Raw genomic sequence first — 23,234 nt, 5'->3', positions numbered from 1 at the left:
GGCGGGTGCCAGTCCCCTGGCGGGGACAGGCACCCGGGTTAGAAGAAGCCCAGGGCCTTGGCGCTGTAGCTCACCAGCAGGCACTTGGTCTGCTGGTAATTCGACAGCGCCGCCTTGTGCGTCTCGCGCCCGATGCCGGACTGCTTGTAGCCGCCGAAGGCGGCATGCGCCGGATACAGGTGATAGCAATTGGTCCACACCCGGCCGGCCTCGATGCCGCGGCCCACGCGGTAGGCCCGCGCGCCGTCGCGGCTCCAGACGCCCGCGCCCAGGCCGTAGAACGTGTCGTTGGCCATGGCGATGGCCTCCTCCTCGTCCTTGAAGGTGGCCACCGCCGCGACCGGCCCGAAGATTTCCTCCTGGAAGATGCGCATGCTGTTCTTGCCCAGCAGCATGGTCGGCTGGACATAGAAACCCTGGTCCAGCCCGCCCGGCAGCATGTCGTTGCGCGCGCCGCCGGTCAGGCATTGCGCGCCCTCCTGGCGGCCGATATCGATATAGGACAGGATCTTGTCCATCTGCACCTGCGAGACCTGCGCGCCCACCATGGTGCCGGCATCGAGCGGATGGCCGGTCTTGATGGACTGCACCCGCGCGATGGCCTTCTCGATGAAGCGCTCGTAGATCGACTCCTGGATCAGGATGCGCGACGGGCAGGTGCAGACCTCGCCCTGGTTGAGCGCGAACATGGCCAGCCCCTCGAGCGCCTTGTCCAGGAACTCGTCGTCGTGGTCCATCACGTCGTCGAAGAAGATGTTGGGGTTCTTGCCGCCCAGCTCCACCGTGGCGGGGATCAGGTTGTCGGCCGCCGCGTGCAGGATGTGCTTGCCCACCGGCGTCGACCCGGTGAAGGCGATCTTGGCGATGCGCTTGCTGGTGGCCAGCGCCTGGCCGGCCTCCTTGCCATAGCCGTTGACCACGTTGAGCACGCCCGGCGGCAGCAGGTCGCCGATCAGTTCGGCCAGCACCAGGATCGAGGCCGGCGTCTGTTCGGCCGGCTTGAGCACCACCACGCAGCCCGCCGCCAGCGCCGGCGCCAGCTTCCAGGCCGCCATCAGCAGCGGGAAGTTCCAGGGAATGATCTGCCCCACCACGCCGATGGGTTCGTGGAAGTGGTAGGCCACGGTGTTGGCGTCGATCTCCGAGATGGCGCCCTCCTGCGCCCGGATGCAGCCCGCGAAATAGCGGAAATGGTCGATCGCCAGCGGCAGGTCGGCCGCGGTGGTCTCGCGCAGCGGCTTGCCGTTGTCGATCGACTCGGCCACCGCCAGCATCGGCAACTGTCCCTCGATGCGGTCGGCGATACGCAGCAGGATGTTGGCCCGCTCGGCGGGCGAGGTGCGCGCCCACGCGGCGCGCGCGCGATGCGCCGCGTCCAGCGCCAGTTCGATGTCGGCCGCGCCCGAGCGCGGCACGCGGCAAAACGGCTGGCCGGTAATGGGCGACAGATTGTCGAAGTACTCCGCGCCTACCGGAGGCACCCATTGGCCGCCGATGTAGTTCTCGTACTGTTCCTTGAACGGGTAGGCCACATCCAGGCCCAATTTTTTCAGGTCGGATAGATCCATGGTTTGTCTCCTGATGTCGTTGTGGCGCCGTGACGATTGCTTGCCGTCGCGCGGCGGGCGCATGGGGCGCCGTTCAGGCTCATGCAAACGCCGTGCCAGCCCGCGGCGACGAGCTGTTACCTCTGGACGGCCAGCGCGCACGCGCTTTTCATGCATAATTTCCCTATAAAAAACAGCGGCCTGTCGCATCTTGCGACAGGCCGGCATTGCCGGCGGCGACATCGCGTCGCGGCGCGCGACACGCAAGGAGACACCGCATGCCCGGCTACCAGCTTTCCGCATCCGGCCAGCACCTGCCGTCCACGCAGGCCGCCGCTCCCATCGTGCGCTCCTGGGAGCGCTGCGCCAGCGCCACCGCCGACCTGCACGACGACCCCGTCGCCCTGCGTCACGGCGACCTGCAGGAACGCCTCGAGCAGCACGCCTGCGTGCTGCGCGCCGCCCAGCCCGAAATCGAAACCCTGGCCGGCATGGTGGCCAGCGCCTCCAGCCTGGTGCTGCTGGCCGACGCCAGCGGCGTGATCCTGCAGGCAAGCGGCAATACCGGTTTCCTGCAGCGCGCCGACCACATGGCGCTGCGGCCCGGGGTCAGCTGGGCCGAAAACCATCGCGGCACCAACGCCATCGGCACGGCGCTGATCGAAGCCGCCGCGCTGCGCGTGCACGGCGCCGAACACTTCCTGCGGCGCAACCAGATCCTCAGTTGCCACGCGGCGCCGATCCGTTCGCCGCGCGGCGACATCCTCGGCGTGCTGGATATCTCGGGCGACGCCGGGCGCATGCACGCCTATGCGCTGAGCCTGGCCAGCATGTGCGCGCGCCAGGTTGCCAACCGCGTCATCGAGCAGGCCGGCGAGCGCTGCCTGTACCTGGTCTTCCACAAGCAGGCCTCGCTGCTCGATTCGGTCGAACGCGGGCTGCTGCTGATCGAGGACGAACGCATCGTCGGCGCCAACGATGCCGCCGTCGCGCTGCTGGGCGCCACCTGGCCCGCGCTGCTGGACCAGCCGCTGGACGGCTGGCTGGTCGATTGGCGCGCCGTCGCGCGCACGCCCGGCCGCGTCCATACGCCGCAAGGCGCTCCCTTCCATGCCGTGCTGCGCCAGGGCGGGCATGCGCGCTCGCTGCCCGCGCCCCCACGCCCGCCGCGCGCCGTGCCGGCGCAGGCGCCCGAGGAAACGCTGCCGGCGCTGGCGCCGGCGCTGCAGGCCGGCTTCGAACGCGCCCGGCGCGCGCTCGACGGCGGCCTGTCGGTGCTGCTGCAAGGCGAAACCGGCGCCGGCAAGGAAGTCTACGCACAGCACCTGTACCGCCGCAGCATCTGGCGCGACGGTCCGTTCGTCGCGGTCAATTGCGGCGCCCTGCCCGAAAGCCTGATCGAGGCCGAACTGTTCGGCTACGAGCCGGGCGCCTATACCGGCGCGCGGCGGCTGGGCGCGCGCGGCCGGCTGCGCGAAGCCGACGGCGGCGTGCTGTTCCTGGACGAAATCGGCGACATGCCGCTGGCCCTGCAGACCCGCCTGCTGCGCGCCCTGCAGGAGCGCATGGTGCAGCCGCTGGGCGCCGACAAGGCGGTGCCGGTCAACTTCGGCCTGGTCAGCGCCACCCACCGCGACCTGGACGCCATGATCGCCGCCGGCGAGTTCCGCGCCGACCTCTATTACCGCCTGCACGACTATGCGGTCCCCTTGCCGCGGCTGCGCGAGCGCGACGACCTGCGCCCCTTTATCTGCGCCGCCTTGCGCGCGCTGGACGACACGCCCGCCGGCCTGACGCTGGCCGACGACGCCCTCGACGCGCTGGCCGCCTATGCGTGGCCGGGCAACTACCGGCAGCTGCGCTCGGTGCTGCGCACGCTGGCGCTGTTCCATCCGCCCGGCAGCCTGATCCATCGCCACCACCTGCCCGCCGCCATCGCCGCGCCCGCCGTCCACGCGGCCGACGGCGCCGCGCCGCGCCCGGGCGTGGCGGCCCCGCCCGCGGCGCCCGCCTCGCTGCGCGACGCCAGCCTGCACCGGATCGACCAGGCCCTGGCCCGCCACGGCGGCAATATCGCCGGGGCCGCGCACGAACTCGGCATCCATCGCAGCACGCTGTACCGGCACCTGGCGCGCCAGCGCGGCTAGCGCCGGCCTGCTACGCTTGGGGCTTGCCCGCGGGGAGTCACCATGAAACAGCATCGCTTCGGCGCCACCGACCGCATAGTCGCGGCCATCGGCCAGGGCACCTGGAACCTCGACAACAGCGCGCGCGCCAGCGCGGTCGATGCCCTGCGCAACGGGCTGGACCTAGGCATGGCCCACATCGATACCGCCGAGATGTATGGCGCGGGCGCGGCCGAACGCCTGGTGGGCGAGGCCATCGCGGGCCGCCGCGACCAGGTTTTCCTGGTGTCCAAGGTGCTACCGGAAAACGCCTCGCGCGCCGGCACGCGCGCGGCCTGCGAACGCTCGCTGCGCCGCCTGGGCACCGACCATCTCGATTGCTACCTGCTGCACTGGCGCGGCGCCCATCCGCTGGAAGAAACCTTCGCGGCATTCGACGCGCTGCAGCGCGAAGGCAAGATCCGCAGCTACGGGGTCAGCAATTTCGACGTCGACGACCTGCAGGAAGCCCAGGACATCGTCGGCCCCGGCAAGCTGGCCTGCAACCAGGTGCTCTACCACCTGCGCGAGCGCGCCATCGAGCATGCGGTCATGCCTTGGTGCGCGGCGCATGGCGTGGCCGTGGTGGCCTACAGCCCGTTCGGCCACGACGACTTCCCGGCGCCAGCCAGCGCCGGCGGGCGCGTGCTGGCGCGCATCGCGCAGGCCCACGGCGCGACGCCGCGCCAGATCGCGCTGGCCTTTCTCACCCGCCAGCCCGGCGTGTTCGCGATTCCCAAGGCGGCCGACCCGGCCCACGTGGCGGCCAACGCCGCCGCCGGCCGCCTGGCGCTGAGCGAACAGGACTGCGCCGACCTGGACGCCGCGTTCGAGCGCGGCCCCCGCCCGGCCAGCCTGCCGATGATCTGATCAGCCCTGCGCGGGCTGCACCGCCTGCAGATGGTTGGAGAAGCCCGTCTCGGTCTCGCAGCGCCAGCTCGCCCACAGCTTGCCGGCCTTGCCGGCGTCGAGCTCGAAGGCCAGCCAGTTGCGCGCCGGCATCACATAGCGATTGTGGCCAGGAAACAGCATCATCTCCACGCTCAGGTTCACGTCGATGGGCTGCGCCTGGGCCGCCGTGCCGTTGAGCATGAACAGGAACAGGCGCTCGGCCACGCCGAGCAGCGACGGGTGCACCACCGCCGACGAGGTGAACTGCTGGATCTGCGCCCAGTTCGACGTGGGCGGGATGTCGCGCCGGTAGGCATTGCCCCACGCCGCCACGTGCACGTCGCCCGAGGCGATCGACACGCGCAGCAGCTTCTCGTTGGCGACCTGCATCAGCGTCTCCAGCAGGCGCTTGCGTTCGCCCTCGTGGTCGTCGTGCGACCAATGATCTTTCAGGTCGTCGGCATTGCTGTCGAGCACATGGTCCTGGCCAAAGGTGTCGAGCAGGCCTTCGGCCAGCGACAGCTTGAGATGCGCCACCGGCACCGAGGACATGAAGATCAGATGCCGGCAGCCGCCCGTGGCCGAAGCCGGCCGGTTGCCCTTGAGCCCATGCAGCCAGCCCTGCAGCGCGGTCCACGCCTGCGTGCCCAGGATCTGCGTGCGCGATCGCTCGGTGCGCAGGTCGGCGGCCACCAGCGCCAGCGGCCCCAGCCGATAGGCCGAGGTGAAGCCGGGCTGGCCGTCGAGCAGCGGCAGCGCCAGCCGGTCGCGCTTGAGCTGCCGGCTCCAGGCGATGCCCTCGTACTGCGGATCCTGCGGCAGCACATTGGCGCGCGCGATCGCCTGCAGGGGCGGCAGGTCGGCCAGCGCGTGCTGCATCTGGAAGACCCAGAAGGCGCGCCGCGCATGCCTGAACAGGGTCTGGAACAGTTCGCAGCGCTGCATGGCCGGGCTGTACGAACCCCAGCCGTCGAAGATGTCGTGGTCGTCCCACATCATGATGGTGGGCACGCGGGCCATGGCGTCGGCGGCGTCCAGGCTGGGCTGCGCGCCCGCCCATGGCGCGCGCGACGGCGGCAGCCAGCGGCGGCTGTACAGGCCGAAGTAGTACGCCTCGATCTCGTCTTCCAGCGCCTGGCTGACCTTGAATTCCAGCTGCTGCGCGCGCGCCAGGCCCACCCACTGCTTGAGCGCCGCGATGTACTCCCAGATCGAATCGAAATAGATCTGGTCGCCGCCCATCAGCAGCAGGTGGAAGCGCTGCAGGCCTTCGTCATGGGTACGCGTTTCGTGCCACAACTGTTCCTTGTCCAGCAGATAGTCCGCCGGCCGCAAGTCGCGATCGTGGTTGCACAGCAGGTCCGCCCATACGGCGTTTTCCGGGCGCACCAGCTTGCGCATGCCGCTGGGGTCGGAAAAGCCGTTGCACGACACATAGGCCAGGCGCGGCGCGGCGCCCTTCGCGGGCACGGTGAAATGCCAGGCCGGTCCGCCCCTGGGGCCGAACTCGACCTTGCGCTCGCGCGCCTGCATGTCGCAGCTGAGGTCGTAGCGCAGGAAGGTTTCGCGCGCGGTCTGGTGCAGCACCACGGGCGCGGCACAGGCCCGCCCTTCCACGCGCAGCGCGGGCGCCTTCGCGGTGCGCGGGACGCCGATCAGCGCGCTCACGCGCCACTGGCGCGCGCCTCCCACGCCGCGAAACGACAAGACGGGCCCGACGGTGTACGCCTCTTTTGCCATAGTCCCCTCCAGGCGGCCGCCCGGAGCGGGGCCGCGGTGGCGTCAATGTAGCAGAGGCGTCAGCGGCGCGGCGCGGCGGCGCTGACCGCGTCCAGGCCGGCCAGCGCGAAGCGCTTGAGATGCTCGGCCAGGTCGGCCGCCGGCTGCGCCAGCACCTGCTGCGGCGGGCTGGGCGCATTGCGGTCGACCACCATCAGCATCATGCATGGCGCCACGATGCTCACGGCGCAACGCGCCAGCGCCGGATCGCCCGGCGCAAAGCCCGTGATGTCGCCCAGGATGCCCGCCACCAGCCGGAACTTGGGCAGCACCTCTTCGTCGATCAGCGCGGCGAAATGCGCCGACGGCGCCAGCACCTCGCGCGCGCAGACCCGCGTGTGCCAGTCCTGCTCCCACAACCCCGCCACCATGCCGTCGATGAAGGCGCACAGTTTCTCGCGCGGCGACAGATCGCTTTGCGTCAGCGCCGTCAAGGTATCGAGATTGATGAAATGCTTGTGCCCCTCGACCAGCACCGCGCGGTACAGGCCGTCGCGGCTGCCGAAGTGGTAGTTGATCGCCGCCAGGTCGGCGCCGGCGGCCGCGCAAATGGCCTTGCTGGCCACGCCCGCATAGCCGTACTGGCCGAACAGCTGGCCGGCTGCCTCGAGGATCCTGGCGCGGGTGCTGGCCCCGTCGGCCCGCAGCGAACGGCGCGGTCTGGTCATGGTGATCGGTGTGGCGGTGCATTGAAAGAACGGTCTAGTGTCACCCGAAATTACTTCAAATTCAATTTGAATTTAATGTATAGTCGGCCCATCGACCCCTCCGGTGCGAGCGCCGACCATGAAGAAACCCCTGATTGCAGCGGCGGCGGCCATCGCGCTGGCGATAGCCGGCGCGGCATGGTGGCTGACCCGCGCGCAACCCCCGGACGACATCCTCACCCTGTATGGCAATGTCGATATCCGCCAGGTGGCGCTGGCCTTCGACAACAGCGAACGCATCGCCGACATGCAGGTCGAGGAAGGCGACCGCGTGCGCGCCGGCCAGGTCCTGGCGCGCCAGGAAACCCGCACCCTGCAACTCGAGGCCGAACGGGCCCAGGCGCGCGCCAGCGCGCAGGAACAAGCCCTGCTGCGCCTGCGCAACGGCTCGCGCCCCCAGGAGATCGCCCAGGCGCGGGCGCGCGCCGACGCGGCGACGGCCGACGCCGCGCTCGCGCAGCAGGACCTGCAGCGCCTGCAGGGCACCGCCCGCGCCACCGATGGGCGCGCCGTCAGCCGGCAGGACATCGACCGCGCAGCGGCGCGCCTGCGGGTAGCGCGCGCCCAGGCCGAAACCCAGGCCAAGGCGCTGCAGCTGGCCCTGCTGGGGCCGCGCGACGAAGACATCGCCGAAGCGGCGGCGCAGTGGCAGGCCAGCCTGGCCGAACTGGCCCTGCTGCGGCACCGGCTGGCCCAGGCCGAACTGAAAGCGCCCACCGACGCCGTCGTGCGCGCGCGCCTGCTCGAGCCCGGCGACATGGCCTCGCCGCAGCGCCCCGTCTATACGCTGGCGCTGACCGAGCCCAAGTGGGTGCGCGCCTACCTGTCCGAACCCGACCTGGGGCGCGTGCGGCCGGGCATGCGGGCCCGGGTCTACACCGACAGCCAGCCCGACCGCGCCATCGACGGCCAGGTGGGCTATATCTCGTCGGTGGCCGAGTTCACGCCCAAGACCGTGCAGACCGAAACCCTGCGCACCAGCCTGGTGTATGAAATCCGCATCCGCGTCGACGACCCGCAGGACCGGCTGCGTCTGGGCATGCCGGCCACCGTGCGGCTGGACCTGGCCGATGCGGCGGAGCCCGGCGCATGAACGAGGCGCCCGTCATCGAGGCGCGGGACCTGTCCAAACGCTTTGGCCAGACGCTCGCGCTCGATGCGCTGACGCTGTCGGTCGCGCGCGGCCGGCTGACCGCGCTGGTCGGGCCCGACGGAGCCGGCAAGACCACCTTGCTGCGGCTGATCGCGGGCCTGATGCGGCCCGACGCCGGCACGCTGCGCGTGCTGGGCATCGATGCCGTCCAATCGCCCCAGGCGGTGCAGGACCGCATCAGCTACATGCCGCAACGCTTCGGCCTGTACGAAGACCTCAGCGTGCAGGAAAACCTCGACCTGTACGCCGACCTGCACGGCGTGCCCGCGCGCGAGCGCCGCGAACGCTACGCGCGCCTGCTGGCCATGACCGACCTGGCGCGCTTTACCGAGCGGCCGGCCGGCAAACTGTCGGGCGGCATGAAGCAGAAGCTGGGGCTGGCCTGCACCCTGGTGCGCTCGCCCGACCTGCTGCTGCTGGACGAACCGACCGTGGGCGTGGATCCGCTGTCGCGCCGCGAGCTGTGGCAGATCGTCCAGCAACTGGTCGAGCAAACGCGGCTCAGCGTGCTGGTCAGCACCGCCTACCTCGACGAAGCGCAGCATTGCGCGCAAGTCCACGTGCTGTACCGCGGCACGCTGCTCGCGCAGGGCGCGCCGCAGGCCTTGCGCGAGCCGGCCCAGGGCCTGTGCTTTCTCGCCGCGCCGCCGGCAGGCGTGCCGGCGCGCACCTTGCAGGCGCGCCTGCTCGACGACAGCGCGCAGATCATCGACGCCGTGCCCGAGGGCGGCGCGGTGCGCTACATCCAGCGCCCCGACGCCGACCCGGCACGCCTGCGCGCCCTGCTCGGCGGCGCGCAGGCCCACGCCACGCCGGCGCGCCTGGAAGACGGCGTGCAGATGCTGCTGCGCGCGCGCCTGGCGGCCGACGCGCCCGCGGCCACGGCCGCGCCGCGCCCGGTCCCGCCGGCGCCGCGCGCCAGCGACGCCCCGGACGCGGCCCAGCCCGCCATCGAAGTCCATGACCTGGTGCGCAAGTTCGGCGCGTCCACCGCCGTGGCCAGCACCTCGTTCAGCGTGCGCCGCGGCGAGATCTTCGGCCTGCTCGGCCCCAACGGCGCCGGCAAGACCACCACGTTCCGCATGCTGTGCGGCCAGCAGCGGCCAGCTGCGGGTGGCCGGCGTGAACCTGCGCAACGCGCCGGCGCGGGCGCGGCGCCACATCGGCTATGTATCGCAGAAGTTCGCCCTGTACGGCAACCTGACGGTGGCCGAGAACCTCGCCTTCTTCGGCGGCGTCTACGGGCTGGGCGGCGCGGCGCTGCGCCGGCGCATCGACGCCGTGCTGGACGAGTTCGGCCTGCGCGGCCATGCCCAGGCGCGCAGCGGCGAGCTGCCCGGCGGCTACCAGCAACGCCTGGCCATGGCCACCGGCCTGCTGCACGAACCCGAGATCCTGTTCCTGGACGAACCCACCAGCGGCATCGACCCGCTGGCGCGGCGCGCGTTCTGGCGCCGCATCACCGCGCTGGCCCTGGACGGCACCACCATCATCGTCACCACGCACTTCATGGAGGAGGCCGAATACTGCGACCGCATCGCCATCCAGGACGCCGGCCGGCTGCTGGCGCTGGGCACGCCCGACGCGGTGCGCCGCCAGGCGGGCAATGCCGGCGACATGAACACGGCCTTCATCGGCATCGTCGAACAGGCGCGCGCCCGCCAGGGCCGGGAGACGCGGCCATGAGCCCGCGCGCAGGCGCCGGCGGTTTCTGGCCCCGGCTGGCCAGCCTCGTGCGCAAGGAGTTCCGCCAGTTGCTGCGCGACCGCAGCAACCTGGCCATTGGCCTGGTCCTGCCCATCCTGCTGATCCTGATTTTCGGCTACGGGCTGTCGCTGGACCTGCGCAACGCGCCGATCGCGGTCGTGCTGGAAGACCGCTCGCCCCAGGCGCGCGACGCGCTGGCCGGCCTGGCCGGCTCGGACTACCTGGCGCCGGTCTGGCTGGCCGATATGCATAGCGCCGAAACGCTGATGCGCCGGCACGAGGTCGAGGGCATCGTGCGCGTGCCCGCCGACTTCGCGCGCCGGCTGGCTGCCGGCGACGCGCAGGTGCAGTTGCTGCTGCATGGCGCCGACGCCAACAGCGCCGCCGCCCTGGCGCGCTACGTCGACGGCGCGCTCGGGCACGCAGCGCGCCTGCGCGCCGACCGCGCCGGCCACGCCGCGCCGCCGCCCGGCGTGACCATGGTCGAGCGGCTGTGGTTCAACGCCGCCAACACCAGCACCTGGTACCTGGTGCCCGGCCTGATCGCGCTCATCATGACCCTGGTCGGCGCCTTCCTGACGGCGCTGGTGGTGGCGCGCGAATGGGAGCGCGGCACCCTGGAGGCGCTGTTCGTCACGCCCGTGCGCCCCACCGAAATCCTGCTGGCCAAGATGATCCCCTACTTCGTCGTCGGCATGCTGGAACTGGGGCTGTGCCTGGCCGCGGCGCGCCTGCTGTTCCACGTGCCGCTGCAGGGTTCGCTGGCGGTGCTGCTGCTCAGCGCCATGCTCTACCTGGTCGTGGCGCTGGGCATCGGCCTGCTGATCTCGGCCACCACGCGCAACCAGTTCCTGGCCAGCCAGGTCGCCGTGCTCAGCAGCTTCCTGCCGGCGCTGATGCTGTCGGGCTTTCTGTTCGACCTGCGCAACGTGCCGGCGGCAATCCGCTTCGTGGGCTCGCTGCTGCCCGCCACCTACTTCATGGAGCTGGTGAAGACCGCGTTCCTGGCCGGCGACAACTGGCCCCTGATCGCCCGCAACTGCGCCATCCTGGCCGTCTACGCCGTGGCGCTGCTGGCCCTGGCGCGCCGCCTGACGCGCAAATCCCTGGACTGACACGCTATGCTCGCCCGCCTGTCCGCCATGCTGCGCCGCATCGCCTTCCTGTGCCGCAAGGAGACGCTGGCCATCGTCAAGGATCCGGCCAACCGCGTCATCCTGATCGCCCCCGTGCTGCTGCAAAGCCTGCTGTTCGGCTATGGCGCCACCTACGACCTCAACCGTGTGCCCTACGCGCTGCTCGACCAGAGCCGCGGCGCCGGCGCGGTCGAGCTGGCCGCGCGCATCGACGGCTCCGGCGTATTCCAGCGCGTGGCGACCCTGCGCGCGCCGGCCGACATCGCCCGCGTCATCGACGGCGGCCAGGCGCTGCTGGTGATCCACCTGGCCGCCGACTTCGACCGGCGCCTGGCGGCCGGCCAGGACGCGCCCATGCAGGTCGTGCTCGATGGCCGCAACTCCACCACCGCCGGCATGGCCGCCGGCCATCTCGCAACGCTGGTGGCCGGCTACAACGCCGCCCTGCCGGGCGTGGGCGCGCCGCCGGTGCGCATGAGCACGCGCGCCTGGTTCAACCCCAACCTGGAAACCCGCTGGAACATCATGCCCGGGCTGATCGCCACGCTCAGCATGATCCAGACTCTCATGCTGGCCGCGCTTTCGGTGGCGCGCGAGCGTGAGCAAGGCACCTTCGACCAGTTGCTGGTCACCCCGCTCAACCCGCTGGAGATCCTGGTCGGCAAGGCCGTGCCCGCCATCCTGATCGGCCTGGCGCAATCGACCCTGATCCTGCTGGTGACGCGCTATTGGTTCGCCATTCCCCTGGCCGGCTCGCCCGCCACGCTTTACCTGGGGCTGCTGCTGTTCACCACCGCCAGCGTGGGCATCGGCCTGTCGATCTCGGCGCTGTCGGCCAATATGCAGCAGGCCATGGTCTATACCTTCGTCCTGATGATGCCGCTGATCCTGCTGTCCGGCCTGATCACGCCGGTAGGCAACATATGCCCGAGGCGCTGCAGGCCGCGACCTGGGCCAACCCGCTGCGCTTCGCCGTCGACCTGGTGCGCCGCGTCTACCTGGAAGGCGCCGGCGTACGCGATGTGGCCATCGACTTCCTGCCCATGCTGGCCGTCGCCGCCGTCACGCTGCCGCTGGCCGCGTGGCTGTTTCGCAACCGTCTCGTCTGAACCCGCCCCACGCCATGCACGCCCGCCTGCCCCTGTCCGCACTCTGCATCGCGCTGGCCTGCGCGCTGGCGGCCTGCGCCGTCGGCCCCGACTACCAGGCGCCCACCCCCGCCGCCCCGGCCGACTGGACGTCGTGGCACGGCGGCCCGCCCGAACTGGCGGGCCACGCCGGCGCGGCCGGCGCGCCGGCCGCGCAATGGTGGCGCAGCTTCGGCGATCCGGCGCTGGACCGCCTGCAGGCGCGCGCGCTGGCCGCCAGCCCCGACCTGCAAAGCGCAGCCTTGCGCTACGCCCAGGCGCGCACGCAACGCCGGACAGTGGCCGCGCAGCGCGGCCCGCAGGTCGACGCGGCGGCGGCCGTCACGCGCCAGCGCCAGAGCGAAGACGCCGCCGCCAACCGCATTCTCGACACCATCGCGCCGGCCAATCGCCAGGCCGTCACCGAACTGCTCAGCGACCCCTACACCCTGTACCAGGCCGGCTTCGACGCCTCCTGGGAACTGGATCTGTGGGGCCGCGTGCGGCGCGCCGTCGAGGCCGCCGACGCCGACGTGGCGGCCTCGGCCGCGCTGTACGACGCGGCGCGGCTCAGCCTGGTCAGCGAGGTGGCGCGCAACTACTTCGAATTGCGCACCGCGCAGCATCAGGCGCGGCTGCTGCGCCAGGACATCGCGGCGCTGCAAGAACAACTGTCGCTCATCCAGGCGCGAGCGCGCGGCGGGCTGGCCGCCGATCTCGACGTGGCGCGCCAGCGCACGCAACTGGCCGGCCTGCAGGCCCAGTTGCCGCGCTGGCTGGAGCAGCAGGCCCAGGCCGGCAACCGCCTGGGCCTGCTGCTCGGCGCGCGGCCCGGCGAACTGGGCGACGAGCTGGCCGCGCCCGAAGGCGACGGCCCGGCGCGGCCGCTGCCCGACTACGCGCTGGGGCTGCCGTCCGAACTGGCGCGCCGCCGAAGCGCGCCTGCACCAGGCCACCGCCCGCATCGGCCTGGCCCAGGCCGACCTCTACCCCAGCATCCGCCTGGGCGCGCGGTTCGGCTACGAATCGTACGAGAGCGGCAAGTTCGGCGACTGGGGCAGCCGCACCTGGTCCATCGGGCCGTCGCTGGACCTGCCCATCTTCGACAGCGGCCGCCGCCGCAGCGTGGTCACGCTGCGCGAACTGCAGCAGCAGGAGGCCGCCGTCGCCTACCAGCAGACCGTGCTGCGGGCCTGGCATGAAGTCGACGACGCACTCAGCGGCTATCGCGCCGAACAGCTGCAATATGCGCGCCTGCGGGAAAAGGCCGAAAGCGCCGCGCAGGCCCGCGCATGGGCGCAGGCGCGCTATCTCGGCGGCCTGACCGACTACCTGGCCGTCCTGGACGCGCAACGCGAAGACCTGCAGGCGCGCCGCGACCTCACGGCCAGCGACGGGCGCCTGCGCACCCGCCTGGTCGTGCTCTACAAGGCCCTGGCCGGCGGCGCCGAGACGCAGCCCTAGCCGCCGCGGCTACGGCCGCGCGCGCGCCAGAATTTCCCGGCGCAGCGTTTCGAGAATGCGGCAGAACACCGTGGCGGGCAGCGAGGTATGCGGGGCCTCCGGCTTGCCGGTATCGTGCACCAGGGTCATGCCCTCGGTCGCCCGCAAGGTGCGACGCAAGCCCTCGCATTGCTTGATGCGGGCGCGGATGGCCCGCTCGATCAACTGGTGGTGTTCGGCCGAGCCGTACCGAATGCGCGCGCCGCCCCAATAGGCCCCGCTGCGGTCCACCGTGTCGCCCAGGTGCTTGGCATCCCAGCCGCTGGACAGGAACGCAGTGGCGCGGCGCGGATCGTCCTCGCGGAACTTGATCCCCTGGATGAACCCTTCCACCGAGGCGAACAGCTCGCCATCGAGCACGAACGGCGACAGGGGGAAATTCGACAGCGCCAGGCCGCGCCAATCGTCGGACGTACTGGAGATGTTCAGGCGAGATGCGGAGTTCATGGCACGCTTCCTTCTAGTGTCGCTGACGGCGGCCCCGATGATACCCCGTACCCTGCGCGGCGGGTCACGCAGCGCCGACGCGGGTGGTATGATGGATCCAAAATAATATCCACGCCGTTTCACCCCCCCGCAGCCGCCCGCCGGGCCGCGCGCGGTGTGTATGATCGGCCCCCATCCTCGACGGCCATCCGGCCGCGCGGCTCTTCCAGGTTGACCAGGCATGACCAACGCTAATGCAGGACCCTTGACGCTGACCGCCGATGGCGTGACCGACGAGTTGCGCGCCCTGATCCTCGACGGCTCGCTGGGCATCGGCGTGCAGCTCAAGCAGGAGGTGCTGGCCAAGCGCTTCGGCGTCAGCCGCATACCGGTGCGCGAGGCGCTCAAGCGGCTGGAAGCCGAGGGACTGGTCACGCACGCGCCGCACCAGGGCTCGGTGGTCGCGTCGCGCTCGGTCCAGGAACTGCTGGAAACGCTCGACATCCGGGTGGGGCTGGAATCGCGCGCGCTGGTGCTGGCCATTCCGCACATGACGCCCGCGGTCTTCAAGGAAGCCGAGACCATCATCGCGCGCTACGACGCCAGCGAATTCCCGCGCGAATGGAGCGAGCTGAACCTCGAATTCCATATGTGCCTGTACCGCCCCAGCGGCCGCCCGCGCCTGCTCAAGACCATCGAGAACCTGGTGCGCGGCATCGATATCCATCTGCGTGCGCACCAGTCCTATGCCGTGGGCCGCAAGTCGCCCCAGAACGAGCACCGCGCCATCCTGGACGCATGCATCGCCGGCAAGGCCAAGCGCGCGCGCGACCTGCTCGAAGCGCACATCGAGCACACGCAGGACGTGCTGCGCAAGGAACATGGCCTGATCTGAGGCAGCGCCGCCCGCCTAGGGCCGCGCCAGCTCGCGCGAGCGCGCCTGCGCCTGCCGCACCGCATCGCGCACCAGCGTGCGCAGCGCCCCCGCCTGCTCGAACACTTCGATCGCCGCATGGGTGGTGCCGTGGGGCGAGGTCACCTCGCGGCGCAGCGCGGCGAAATCGGCGCCTTCCTCGCACTGCAGGCTGGCCGCGCCCAGCGCCGTGCGGGCCGCCAGGCTGCGCGCCAGCGCGGCCGGCAGGCCCAGCTGCTCGCCCGCCTGCGCCAGCGCCTCGCTGAACAGATGGTAGTAGGCCGGACCGCTGCCGCTCAACGCCGTCACGGCGTGCAGCTGATCTTCCGTATCGACCCAGAACGCCGCGCCCACGGCCTCGAACAGGCGGCCGATCGCGGCGCGCTGCGCGGGCGCGACATCGTCGCCGCCGTACAGCCCGGTGCAGCCTTGCCCCGCCATGACCGGCGTATTGGGCATGGCCCGCGCCACCGGCCGCGGCGGCTGCAGCGCCTGCCGCAATGCGCCGGCCGGCACGCCGGCCATGATGGACACCAGGCAGGCGCGCGCCAGCCGCGCCGGCGGCACGGGGCGCAAGGCCTGCTGCGCCATGGCCGGCTTCACCGCCAGCACCACCAGGTCGTAGGCCTGCTCCGGCAATTCGTCCGCCCCGCGCACCAGGCGCGCCCGCAGGCCGGCGCCATCGCGCCCCGGATCGACCGCGTCTATCCCTGCCAGCAAACCGGCGCGCAGCCAGGCTTCGCCCAGCGCCGCGCCCATCCGGCCGTAACCCAGAAACAATGCCTGCCTCATCCTCGCGCTCCCTGTCCGGCCGCATCAGGGTTTCCCGCAACACCGCGGCCCCGCCAGCCATGATTTAATTGGATCCAATAAAGGATACATTCTCGCCAACATTGGAATCGGGTGCAAGCCATGAATCAGCCGCAGGTCCAGCAGTACGACATCGTCATCATCGGCGGGGGCATCATCGGCTCCAGCGTGGCCTACCACGTGCTGGCGCGCGACCCGGCCGCGCGGGTCTGCGTCGTGGAGCCGGATCCGAGCTACGAGTTCGCCTCGGCGCTGCGTTCATCGGGCGGCTGCCGGGTGCAGTTCACCTGCCCCGAGAACATCGCCATGTCGCTCTACAGCCTGGACGTCATCAAGAACTTCGAGAACACCATGGCCGCCAATGGCCGGCCCGCGCCGGTCGACTGGGTGCAAGGCGGCTACCTGTTCCTCGTGCCGCCCGAGCGCGTCGCCATGCTCGAGCGCAACGTGGCGCGGCAGCAGGCCATGGGCTGCCAGGTCGACCTGCTTACCCCCGCCGAACTGAAGGCGCGCTTTCCCTCCATCCATGTCGACGACCTGGGCGCCGGCGCGCATACGCCGCAAGACGGCTGGTGCGATCCCAACGGCCTGCTGTGGGGCTTTCGGCGCAAGGCCGTCGAACTGGGCGCGGTGTATCTCAAGGACCGTGTCGTGGCCGCCGACGTCACGCCCGCCCGCGCGCGCCGCGTCACGCTGGAAAGCGGCGCGCAGCTGGACGCCGAAGCCTTCGTCAACGCCGCCGGCGCCTGGTCGGGCCAGGTCGCCGAGCTGTTCGGCATGCACCTGCCGGTCGTGCCGATGCGCCGCTTCGAACACTACTTCACGTGCGGCAACCCGATCGAACCCCTGCCCTACGTGAAGGATCTCAGCCGCCTGGCGTTCCGCTCCGAAGGCCGGGGCTTTTCCGGCGGCCTGGTCAACGGCGACGAAAACCGGGGCTTCAACTTCGATGTCGATCACGACTATTTCGAGAACGTCGTCTGGCCGGCCGTGGCGCATCACTTCCCGCCGCTCGAAGCGGCCAAGTGCCACCGCACCTGGTCCGGCCTGTACGAACAGAACGAGCTCGACGGCAACCCGGTGATCGGTGCCTGGAACGTGCGCCTGAAGAATCTGTACACGGTGGCGGGTTTCTCCGGGCACGGCATGATGCACGCGCCCGCCGCCGGCCGCGGCATCGCCGAACTGCTGGTGCACGGCGCGTTCCAGAGCCTCGACCTGTCGAAGCTGGGCTACGAACGCGTGCAGGCCAGCCAGCCCTACCGCGAAGAAGGCATTCTCTGAGGGCTGCGACCATGACGATCTCCCCCGCCGCATCGCACGACGAACTGGCCGGCCACCTGGCGCGCTGCGCCGACACGGGCGCGCCCTGCCGGCTGAGCGCCGACCAGCTGGCCGCGCTGCTGGCGCGGCTGTTCGAGCGCGCCGGCGCCAGCGCCGCGACCGCCGCCGTACTGGCGCAAACCTGCGCCCTGGCCGAACAGGACGAGGCCCGAAGCCACGGCCTGCATCGCGTGGCCGGCTATGTGGCCACCCTGGGCACCGACTGGGTCGACGGGCACGCCGAGCCGGCAGTCATCGACGCCAGCGGCGCGACCATCATCGTCGACGCGCGCAACGGCTTCGCCCAATGCGCCCTGCGGGCGGCGCGCCCGCTCATCGAGGAGCGCGTGCGCCAGCACGGCCTGGCCGTGCTGCTGACGCGCAACTCGCACCACTTCGGCGCGCTGTGGCTGGACGTCGAGCCCTACGCGCGCCAGCAGTGGATCGCGCTGACCGCCGTCAACAGCATCAGCCACATGGCGCCGCATGGCGGCACCACCCCGCTGTACGGCACCAATCCCATGGCCTTCGCCTGCCCGCGCGCCGGCGCGGACCCGCTGGTATTCGACCAGGCCTCCAGCGTCATGGCCAAGGGCGATGTGCAACTGGCGGCCCAGCATGGCCACACGCTGCCGCCCGACGCGGGCGTGGACAGGCACGGACAACCCACGCGCGACCCGGCGGCCGTGCTCGACGGCGGCGCCCTGCTGCCGTTCGGCGGCCACAAGGGCTCGGCCATCGCCATGATGGTCGAGGTACTGGCTGCCGCGCTGACCGGCGGCAGCTTTTCCTGGGAAGTCGATCGCAGCGCCCACCCCACCGCCCAGACCTCGCGCACCGGCCAGTTCTTCCTGTGCATCGACCCGGCGCGCTCGGCCGGCCACGGCTTCGCGGCGCGCATCGACCAGCTGGCGCAGGCGTTGTTGCGCAGCGGCCAGCAACGCTTGCCCGGCGAGCGGCGCTACGCGGCGCGCAGGCTGGCCGCGCAACACGGCATCGCCATCGACCCGGCCGCACTGCTCGCGCTGCTGCGGCTGGCCTAGACACCCGTTCGACCCACTCTCTCCAAGGAGACGCCATGCAACCCCGACTCACCGCGCTGCACAGCGCCCTGGCGGCGCTGGCGCTATGCTTGCCGGCCGGCCAGGCGCACGCGCAAGCCGACGCCGCGTATCCGGCGCGCCCCATCACCCTCATCGTGCCGTTCTCGGCCGGCGGCGGCAGCGACGTCGTCGCGCGCATCCTCGCCACCGGCCTGGGCAGCCAGCTCAAGCAGACCGTCATCGTCGAGAACCGCACCGGCGCCGCCGGCAATATCGGCGCCGAGGCCGTGGCCCGCGCCAGGCCGGACGGCTACACCCTGCTGTTCGGCAGTATGGGCGTGATGAGCGTCAACAGCCACCTGTACCGCAACATGCCGTTGCAGCCCGAACGCGATCTCGCGCCGGTGGGACGCATCTACGACACGCCGCATGTCATCGTGGTGGGCCAGCAGTCCACGCTCAAGAGCCTGCCGCAACTGATAGAACAGGCCAAGGCCCGGCCCGACGCGCTGACGTACGCGTCGGCGGGCAACGGCACCTCCACGCACCTGGTCGGCGCCCTGTTCATGCACGAGACCGGCACCCGGCTGATGCACGTCCCGTACAAGGGCAATGCGCCGGCCCTCAACGACACCATGGCCGGCCACGTGGACATGATGTTCGACCAGGCCACCAACTCCACCGGCCAGATCCAGGCCGCGCGCCTGCGCGCGCTGGCGGCCACCTCCCATGCGCGGATTCCGGACCTGCCCGATGTGCCCACGGTGGCCGAACTGGGCTATCCCGAGCTGGAGGTCACTTCGTGGACGGTGCTCGCCGCGCCCAAGGCCACCCCGGCCGCCGCCATGGCCACCTTGAGCACAGCGCTGAAGAAAACCCTGGCCGACCCCGCCATCAAGGAAAAAATCCGCCAGACCGGCGGGGTGATCAATTACCAGGACCTTCCGTCCACCACCGAATTCGTCAACCGCGAGACCGCGCGCTGGGGCGCCCTGATCCAGTCGGCCGGCATCACGGCCAACTGACCGCCAGGGCCCACCGGCCACCCAGGCAGGCGCGCAAGGCGCCCGCATAGCGGGCGATCTTGGCCGCCGCAAGACCCGGCATCCGGACCGGCGGACGCGACAGACCTGCGCCCTTGCCTGCCAAGTCATTCTAATATTAGAATTACGGAATGATATGGAAAACACCGGGCGAAATCTGAACATGGCCACCGTGAAAGACGACTTGCTGGCAAGCGGTTCGAACAAACGCTATGTCAATCTGGCGCACCTGCTGCGCATGCGTATCCGCGCCGGCGACTATCGCCCGGGCGACCGGCTGCCCGCCATCGATCAATTGGCCCGGCAGTTCAACACCGCCGTCGTCACCGCGCGCCAGGCCCTGGCCTTGCTCGAGCGCAACGGCCTGGTCCAGCGCCGCCAGGGCGTCGGCACCTTCGTCCTGGACGACGCCGTGGCGCCGGTAGGCCTGGAGCTTCCGCTGGACCAGGACTGGAGCGGTATTCGGGCCCTGTGGGGCGCCAGCCAGGTGCGCATCCTGGCCGAACGCGACCGGGTCGAGTGCCCCGCCGACTATGCCCAGCACGGACAGCCCGCGGACGCCTATTTCTACATGCGCCGCGTGCACGAGGCCCAGGGCATTCCCTATACCGTGGCCGACATCTACATCGACCGCGAGGTGTACCGCAAGGCGCCCAAGCGCTTTCGCCATGAGATTGCGCTGCACGTCCTGCCGCAGCTCCTGCCGCAGCGCAAGCTGGAGGCCTTCGAAATGATCCAGGTCGATGCCGCCGACGTGGAGCTGGCCAAGTGGCTGGATATCGCCGTGGGCGCGCCCGTCGTCATCATGAAGCGCGTCGTGCGCGATGAGTCGGGCCGCATCATCTACGCAGGAACGCCCGTCTATCGGGGCGACATCGTCCGGCTGGACCGGACCTTCAAACTATAAGTGCAATCAGCTAAGGAGAAGCATCATGTTTTGCCGCAAACTGGCCCTGGCTTTGGGCATGGCCGTCTCGGCCCTGTCGGCTGGCGCCGCCGCCGCCCCCTATCCCGCCGAACCGGTCCGGCTCGTCGTGCCCTACGCTCCGGGCGGCACGACGGACCTGCTGGCGCGTCTCATCGCCAGCAAGCTGTCGGCCAAGTACGAGCGCCAGGTCGTCGTCGAGAACAAGACCGGCGCGGGCGGCAACATCGCAGCCGGTTTCCTGGCGCGCAGCCGGCCCGACGGCTACACGCTGATGATGGCCTCGATCGGGCAGTTCGCCATCAACCCGCTGATCTTCTCCGCGCCAGGCTATGACGCGGCCAAGGACTTCCAGCCGGTCATCCAGGTCACCCGGGTGCCCAACGTGCTGGTGGTCAACGCCGCCAGCAAGCTGGACTCGCTGCAGGACCTCATCAAGCTGGCGCAGGCGCAGCCCAGCGTGACCTATGCGTCGTCGGGCAACGGCTCGTCCAATCACCTGGCCGGCGCGCTGCTGGCGCACATGGCGAACATCGACATGCTGCACATCCCCTACAAGGGTTCCGCGCCCGGGCTGCAGGCGCTCTACGGCGGCGATGTGCAAGTCATGTTCGACAACCTCTCGTCGGCGCTGCCGCATGTCCAGGGCGGCAAACTGCGCGCACTGGGCGTGAGCTCCGAAACCCGCTTCTCGAAACTGCCCGACGTGCCGACCATCGCCGAGTCCGGCTTGCCCGGCTACGAGGCCTCGGCCTGGTTCGGCCTGGTCGCCCCGGCCGGCACGCCGGCGGCCATCGTCGAACAGCTGAACCGCGACGTCGCGGCCGTGCTGGCCGACAACGACGTACGGTCCAAGCTGCTGGAGATGGGCATGACGCCGCAGGGCGGCAGCGTGGCGCAGTTCCAGGCCGTCATCGATGCGGACATCCAGAAGTGGAAGCCCATCGTCCAGAGCCTCAATCTGGCCGTCAACTGAGGAGCAGCCGGTCGTGAATGTGCAAGCATTGTTAGCGCACGAGTTTCCCGTCGAGACGCAGTCGTACGGCGCGCGGGACTGCAGCCTGTATGCCCTGAGCGCAGGCTATGGCCAGGACCCGATGGACGAGCGCCAGTTGCAGTACGTCTATGGCGACGCGCCCAAGACCGCCGGCGGCATGGCCCTGGTGCTGGCCAACCCCGGCTTCTGGCAACGCCAGCCCTGGACGGGGATAGACTGGGCCCGGTGCGTGCTGGGCGAGCAGCGTATCGCGACGCACCGGCCGCTGCCCGCCGCCGGCCGCATCGCCAGCCAGCTGCGCGTCACGCGCATCACCGACAAGGGCCGGCAGTTCGGCGCGATGCTGCACGCCGAGCGCACGCTGCACGACGCCGACAATGGCACGCACTACGCCACGCTTTCCATGGTGACGATATGCCGCGGCGATGGCGGCTTCGGCGGACCGCCCGACGACTCGACGCGCCTGCCGGCCGTCCCGGCGCGCGCGCCCGACATCCAGACCGAACAGCCGACCTTGCCGCAGCAGGCGTTGCTGTTCGACCTGCACGGCATCGTCAACCCTGTGCACTCCTGGCCCGCCGCCGCGCGCCAGGCCGGCTACCCGCGTCCTTTCCTGCACGGCGTATGCCTGATGGGCCTGGTGCAGCACGCCATCGCGCGCGAGCTGGCGGCGTATGACACCGATGGCATCGCCACGCTGTCCGCGCGCTTTCGCGGCGTGTTCTATCCGGGCGAGACCCTGCTGCTCTCCCTCTGGCGCGATGGCGACCAGGTCCGCTACGAGGCGCACGCCAAGGAGCGCTCGACCCTGGCGGTCGAGGGCAGCGCCCGATTGCAGCCGGCGGGAGCAGTGCAATGACGGGAGCACTGCAAGGCTTGCGCGTCCTGGACATGGGCCAATGGATCGCGGCGCCCTATTGCACCGCGATGCTGGCGGACTTCGGCGCCGAAGTCATCAAGATCGAAAAGCCCGGCGGCGGCGACGACCAGCGGCACTCTTCCCCTTTCGTCGATGGACAGAGCGCTTTCTTCAACCTTTTCAATCGCAACAAGCACAGCGTCACGATCGACCTCTCCACGCCGGCCGGCCGCGCGCAATGCCGCGACCTCATCGGCAGCGCCGATGTGCTGGTCGAAAACTACCGGCCAGGCGTCATGGCGCGCCTGGGCCTGGACTACGCGACCCTGCATGCGGAGTTCCCGCGCCTGGTCTATTGCTCGATCTCGGGCTTCGGCCAATCCGGCCCCATGCGAGGCGAAGGCGGCTTCGACCTGGTCATCCAGGCCATGTCCGGCCTGGCCGCGCAGTGCGGCCCGACCGACGGCCCCGCGCACCGGCTGCCGATTCCCATCGTCGACGTTTCCACGGCCCTGTTCGCCACCATCGGCGTGCTTACCGCGCTTGCCGCGCGCCAGCAAACCGGCACGGGGCAATTGGTCGACGTCGCCTTGCTGGACTCGGCGCTGGCCATGGCGCCGCTGGAGGTCGCCGATTACCTGGCCACGGGCCACAATCCCGAACGCATGGGACAGGCCTCGCGCAACGCCGCGCCCTACCAGATATTCCGGACCCAGGACGGCGCCATTGCGCTGGGCGCGGCCTCGCAGGGCCTTTGGGAGAAAACCTGCGACCTGCTCGACCGTCCCGCGCTGAAGAACGATCCACGCTTCGCCGACAACACGGCCCGGCTGGCCCATCGCGCGGTCCTGGCCGAACTGGTCGAACAGGCCCTGGCCACGCAGCCGTCCGAACACTGGCTGGCGCGCCTGCGCGAGGCGGGCATCCCCGCCGGCCCCGTGCTGAGCTACGCCGACATTCTCCGCCATCCGCAGGTGGCGGCGCGCGAAATGGTGCGCCGGCCCGAAACCGCCGGCGCCGCCACGGCCGCGACGCTGGCCAGTCCGATACGCCTGTCCGATACCCCGGCCCGCTTCGTCAGCGGCGCGCCCGCCCTGGGCGCGCACAACGGGCTGCTGGCGAGCGGAACCCGGACCGGCCCGCCGGCATGATCCGCGCGCCCGCGCGGACATGCGCCGCG

Annotated in this window: 18 protein-coding genes and 4 pseudogenes; 17 read left to right on the top strand and 5 right to left on the bottom strand. The window is 70.7% G+C overall.

Annotated features, from left to right (window positions below; genetic code table 11):
- Positions 1-38: 38 nt before the first annotated feature.
- Positions 39-1,568: an aldehyde dehydrogenase family protein gene (locus LK409_RS04540; protein ID WP_041937141.1), complete on the bottom strand. Its 1,530-nt coding sequence runs from the start codon at positions 1,566-1,568 to the stop codon at positions 39-41.
- Between the two features lie 257 nt (positions 1,569-1,825).
- Between LK409_RS04540 and LK409_RS04535 the strand changes: the two genes are divergently transcribed.
- Positions 1,826-3,694 carry a sigma-54-dependent Fis family transcriptional regulator gene (locus LK409_RS04535; protein WP_010927980.1) on the top strand — a complete coding sequence of 623 codons (1,869 nt, stop codon included), beginning with the start codon at positions 1,826-1,828 and terminating at the stop codon, positions 3,692-3,694.
- Positions 3,695-3,736: 42 nt separating this feature from the next.
- The gene (locus LK409_RS04530; RefSeq protein ID WP_010927979.1) at positions 3,737-4,582 is read left to right on the top strand and encodes an aldo/keto reductase; all 846 of its coding nucleotides are present in this window, start codon (positions 3,737-3,739) and stop codon (positions 4,580-4,582) included.
- On the opposite strand, the gene LK409_RS04525 is transcribed toward LK409_RS04530, so the two are convergent.
- Together LK409_RS04525 and LK409_RS04520 are read right to left on the bottom strand one after the other, a co-directional pair.
- The gene (locus LK409_RS04525; RefSeq protein ID WP_010927978.1) at positions 4,583-6,343 is read right to left on the bottom strand and encodes an alkaline phosphatase D family protein; all 1,761 of its coding nucleotides are present in this window, start codon (positions 6,341-6,343) and stop codon (positions 4,583-4,585) included.
- A gap of 59 nt (positions 6,344-6,402) precedes the next feature.
- On the bottom strand, positions 6,403-7,050 hold the full coding sequence (locus LK409_RS04520) for a CerR family C-terminal domain-containing protein (RefSeq protein ID WP_003812253.1): 648 nt from the start codon (positions 7,048-7,050) through the stop codon (positions 6,403-6,405).
- Between the two features lie 118 nt (positions 7,051-7,168).
- Here LK409_RS04520 and LK409_RS04515 point away from each other — a divergent pair, with 118 nt between their 5' ends.
- The 7 genes and pseudogenes from LK409_RS04515 (at position 7,169) to LK409_RS22765 (ending at position 13,676) form a co-directional block, all read left to right on the top strand.
- Entirely contained in the window at positions 7,169-8,182 is a 1,014-nt protein-coding gene (locus LK409_RS04515; RefSeq protein ID WP_003812256.1) for an HlyD family efflux transporter periplasmic adaptor subunit, read from the top strand.
- Positions 8,183-8,271: 89 nt separating this feature from the next.
- Positions 8,272-8,613: pseudogene (locus LK409_RS22850) on the top strand (ATP-binding cassette domain-containing protein); the annotation flags it as partial.
- A pseudogene (locus LK409_RS22845) lies at positions 8,602-9,306 on the top strand (ATP-binding cassette domain-containing protein); the annotation flags it as partial. The pseudogenes LK409_RS22850 and LK409_RS22845, both read left to right, overlap by 12 nt.
- A gap of 58 nt (positions 9,307-9,364) precedes the next feature.
- Positions 9,365-9,928 carry an ABC transporter ATP-binding protein gene (locus LK409_RS22840; RefSeq protein WP_407652264.1) on the top strand — a complete coding sequence of 188 codons (564 nt, stop codon included), beginning with the start codon at positions 9,365-9,367 and terminating at the stop codon, positions 9,926-9,928.
- Positions 9,925-11,064: an ABC transporter permease gene (locus tag LK409_RS04505; protein ID WP_010927977.1), complete on the top strand. Its 1,140-nt coding sequence runs from the start codon at positions 9,925-9,927 to the stop codon at positions 11,062-11,064. Before LK409_RS22840 ends, LK409_RS04505 begins: the two co-directional genes overlap by 4 nt.
- Before the next feature lie 6 nt (positions 11,065-11,070).
- Positions 11,071-12,194: pseudogene (locus tag LK409_RS04500) on the top strand (ABC transporter permease).
- A 14-nt stretch (positions 12,195-12,208) separates the two neighbouring features.
- A pseudogene (locus LK409_RS22765) lies at positions 12,209-13,676 on the top strand (efflux transporter outer membrane subunit).
- A 9-nt stretch (positions 13,677-13,685) separates the two neighbouring features.
- Here LK409_RS22765 and LK409_RS04485 read toward each other — a convergent pair.
- On the bottom strand, positions 13,686-14,162 hold the full coding sequence (locus LK409_RS04485) for an NADAR family protein (protein ID WP_010927976.1): 477 nt from the start codon (positions 14,160-14,162) through the stop codon (positions 13,686-13,688).
- 220 nt (positions 14,163-14,382) lie between these two features.
- Here LK409_RS04485 and LK409_RS04480 point away from each other — a divergent pair, with 220 nt between their 5' ends.
- Positions 14,383-15,036 carry a GntR family transcriptional regulator gene (locus LK409_RS04480; protein WP_010927975.1) on the top strand — a complete coding sequence of 218 codons (654 nt, stop codon included), beginning with the start codon at positions 14,383-14,385 and terminating at the stop codon, positions 15,034-15,036.
- A gap of 15 nt (positions 15,037-15,051) precedes the next feature.
- Here LK409_RS04480 and proC read toward each other — a convergent pair whose 3' ends face one another.
- On the bottom strand, positions 15,052-15,846 hold the full coding sequence (proC, locus tag LK409_RS04475) for a pyrroline-5-carboxylate reductase (protein WP_010927974.1): 795 nt from the start codon (positions 15,844-15,846) through the stop codon (positions 15,052-15,054).
- A gap of 111 nt (positions 15,847-15,957) precedes the next feature.
- Between proC and LK409_RS04470 the strand changes: the two genes are divergently transcribed.
- The 7 genes from LK409_RS04470 to LK409_RS04440 all read left to right on the top strand — a co-directional run bounded on the left by LK409_RS04470 (position 15,958) and on the right by LK409_RS04440 (position 23,205).
- The gene (locus LK409_RS04470) at positions 15,958-17,148 is read left to right on the top strand and encodes an NAD(P)/FAD-dependent oxidoreductase (protein WP_010927973.1); all 1,191 of its coding nucleotides are present in this window, start codon (positions 15,958-15,960) and stop codon (positions 17,146-17,148) included.
- Between the two features lie 11 nt (positions 17,149-17,159).
- On the top strand, positions 17,160-18,230 hold the full coding sequence (locus LK409_RS04465; RefSeq protein WP_010927972.1) for an Ldh family oxidoreductase: 1,071 nt from the start codon (positions 17,160-17,162) through the stop codon (positions 18,228-18,230).
- A gap of 35 nt (positions 18,231-18,265) precedes the next feature.
- The gene (locus LK409_RS04460; RefSeq protein ID WP_010927971.1) at positions 18,266-19,255 is read left to right on the top strand and encodes a Bug family tripartite tricarboxylate transporter substrate binding protein; all 990 of its coding nucleotides are present in this window, start codon (positions 18,266-18,268) and stop codon (positions 19,253-19,255) included.
- Positions 19,256-19,436: 181 nt separating this feature from the next.
- Complete coding sequence (locus LK409_RS04455; RefSeq protein WP_010927970.1) at positions 19,437-20,180, top strand: GntR family transcriptional regulator; 744 nt, start codon at positions 19,437-19,439, stop codon at positions 20,178-20,180.
- Between the two features lie 25 nt (positions 20,181-20,205).
- A complete protein-coding gene (locus LK409_RS04450; RefSeq protein WP_010927969.1) occupies positions 20,206-21,174 on the top strand; it encodes a tripartite tricarboxylate transporter substrate binding protein in 969 nt (322 codons plus the stop codon).
- A gap of 19 nt (positions 21,175-21,193) precedes the next feature.
- On the top strand, positions 21,194-22,054 hold the full coding sequence (locus tag LK409_RS04445; protein ID WP_225665758.1) for a MaoC family dehydratase: 861 nt from the start codon (positions 21,194-21,196) through the stop codon (positions 22,052-22,054).
- Positions 22,051-23,205, top strand: coding sequence for a CaiB/BaiF CoA transferase family protein (locus tag LK409_RS04440; RefSeq protein ID WP_003812288.1), 1,155 nt, complete (start codon positions 22,051-22,053; stop codon positions 23,203-23,205). Before LK409_RS04445 ends, LK409_RS04440 begins: the two co-directional genes overlap by 4 nt.
- Positions 23,206-23,234: the final 29 nt, after the last annotated feature.

It is taken from the genome of Bordetella parapertussis (genome assembly GCF_020735925.1).
Taxonomy (GTDB): Bacteria; Pseudomonadota; Gammaproteobacteria; order Burkholderiales; family Burkholderiaceae_B; genus Bordetella; species Bordetella pertussis.
Note: the sequence above shows the minus strand (reverse complement) of the source record. Positions and strands in the feature narration are given on the sequence as shown.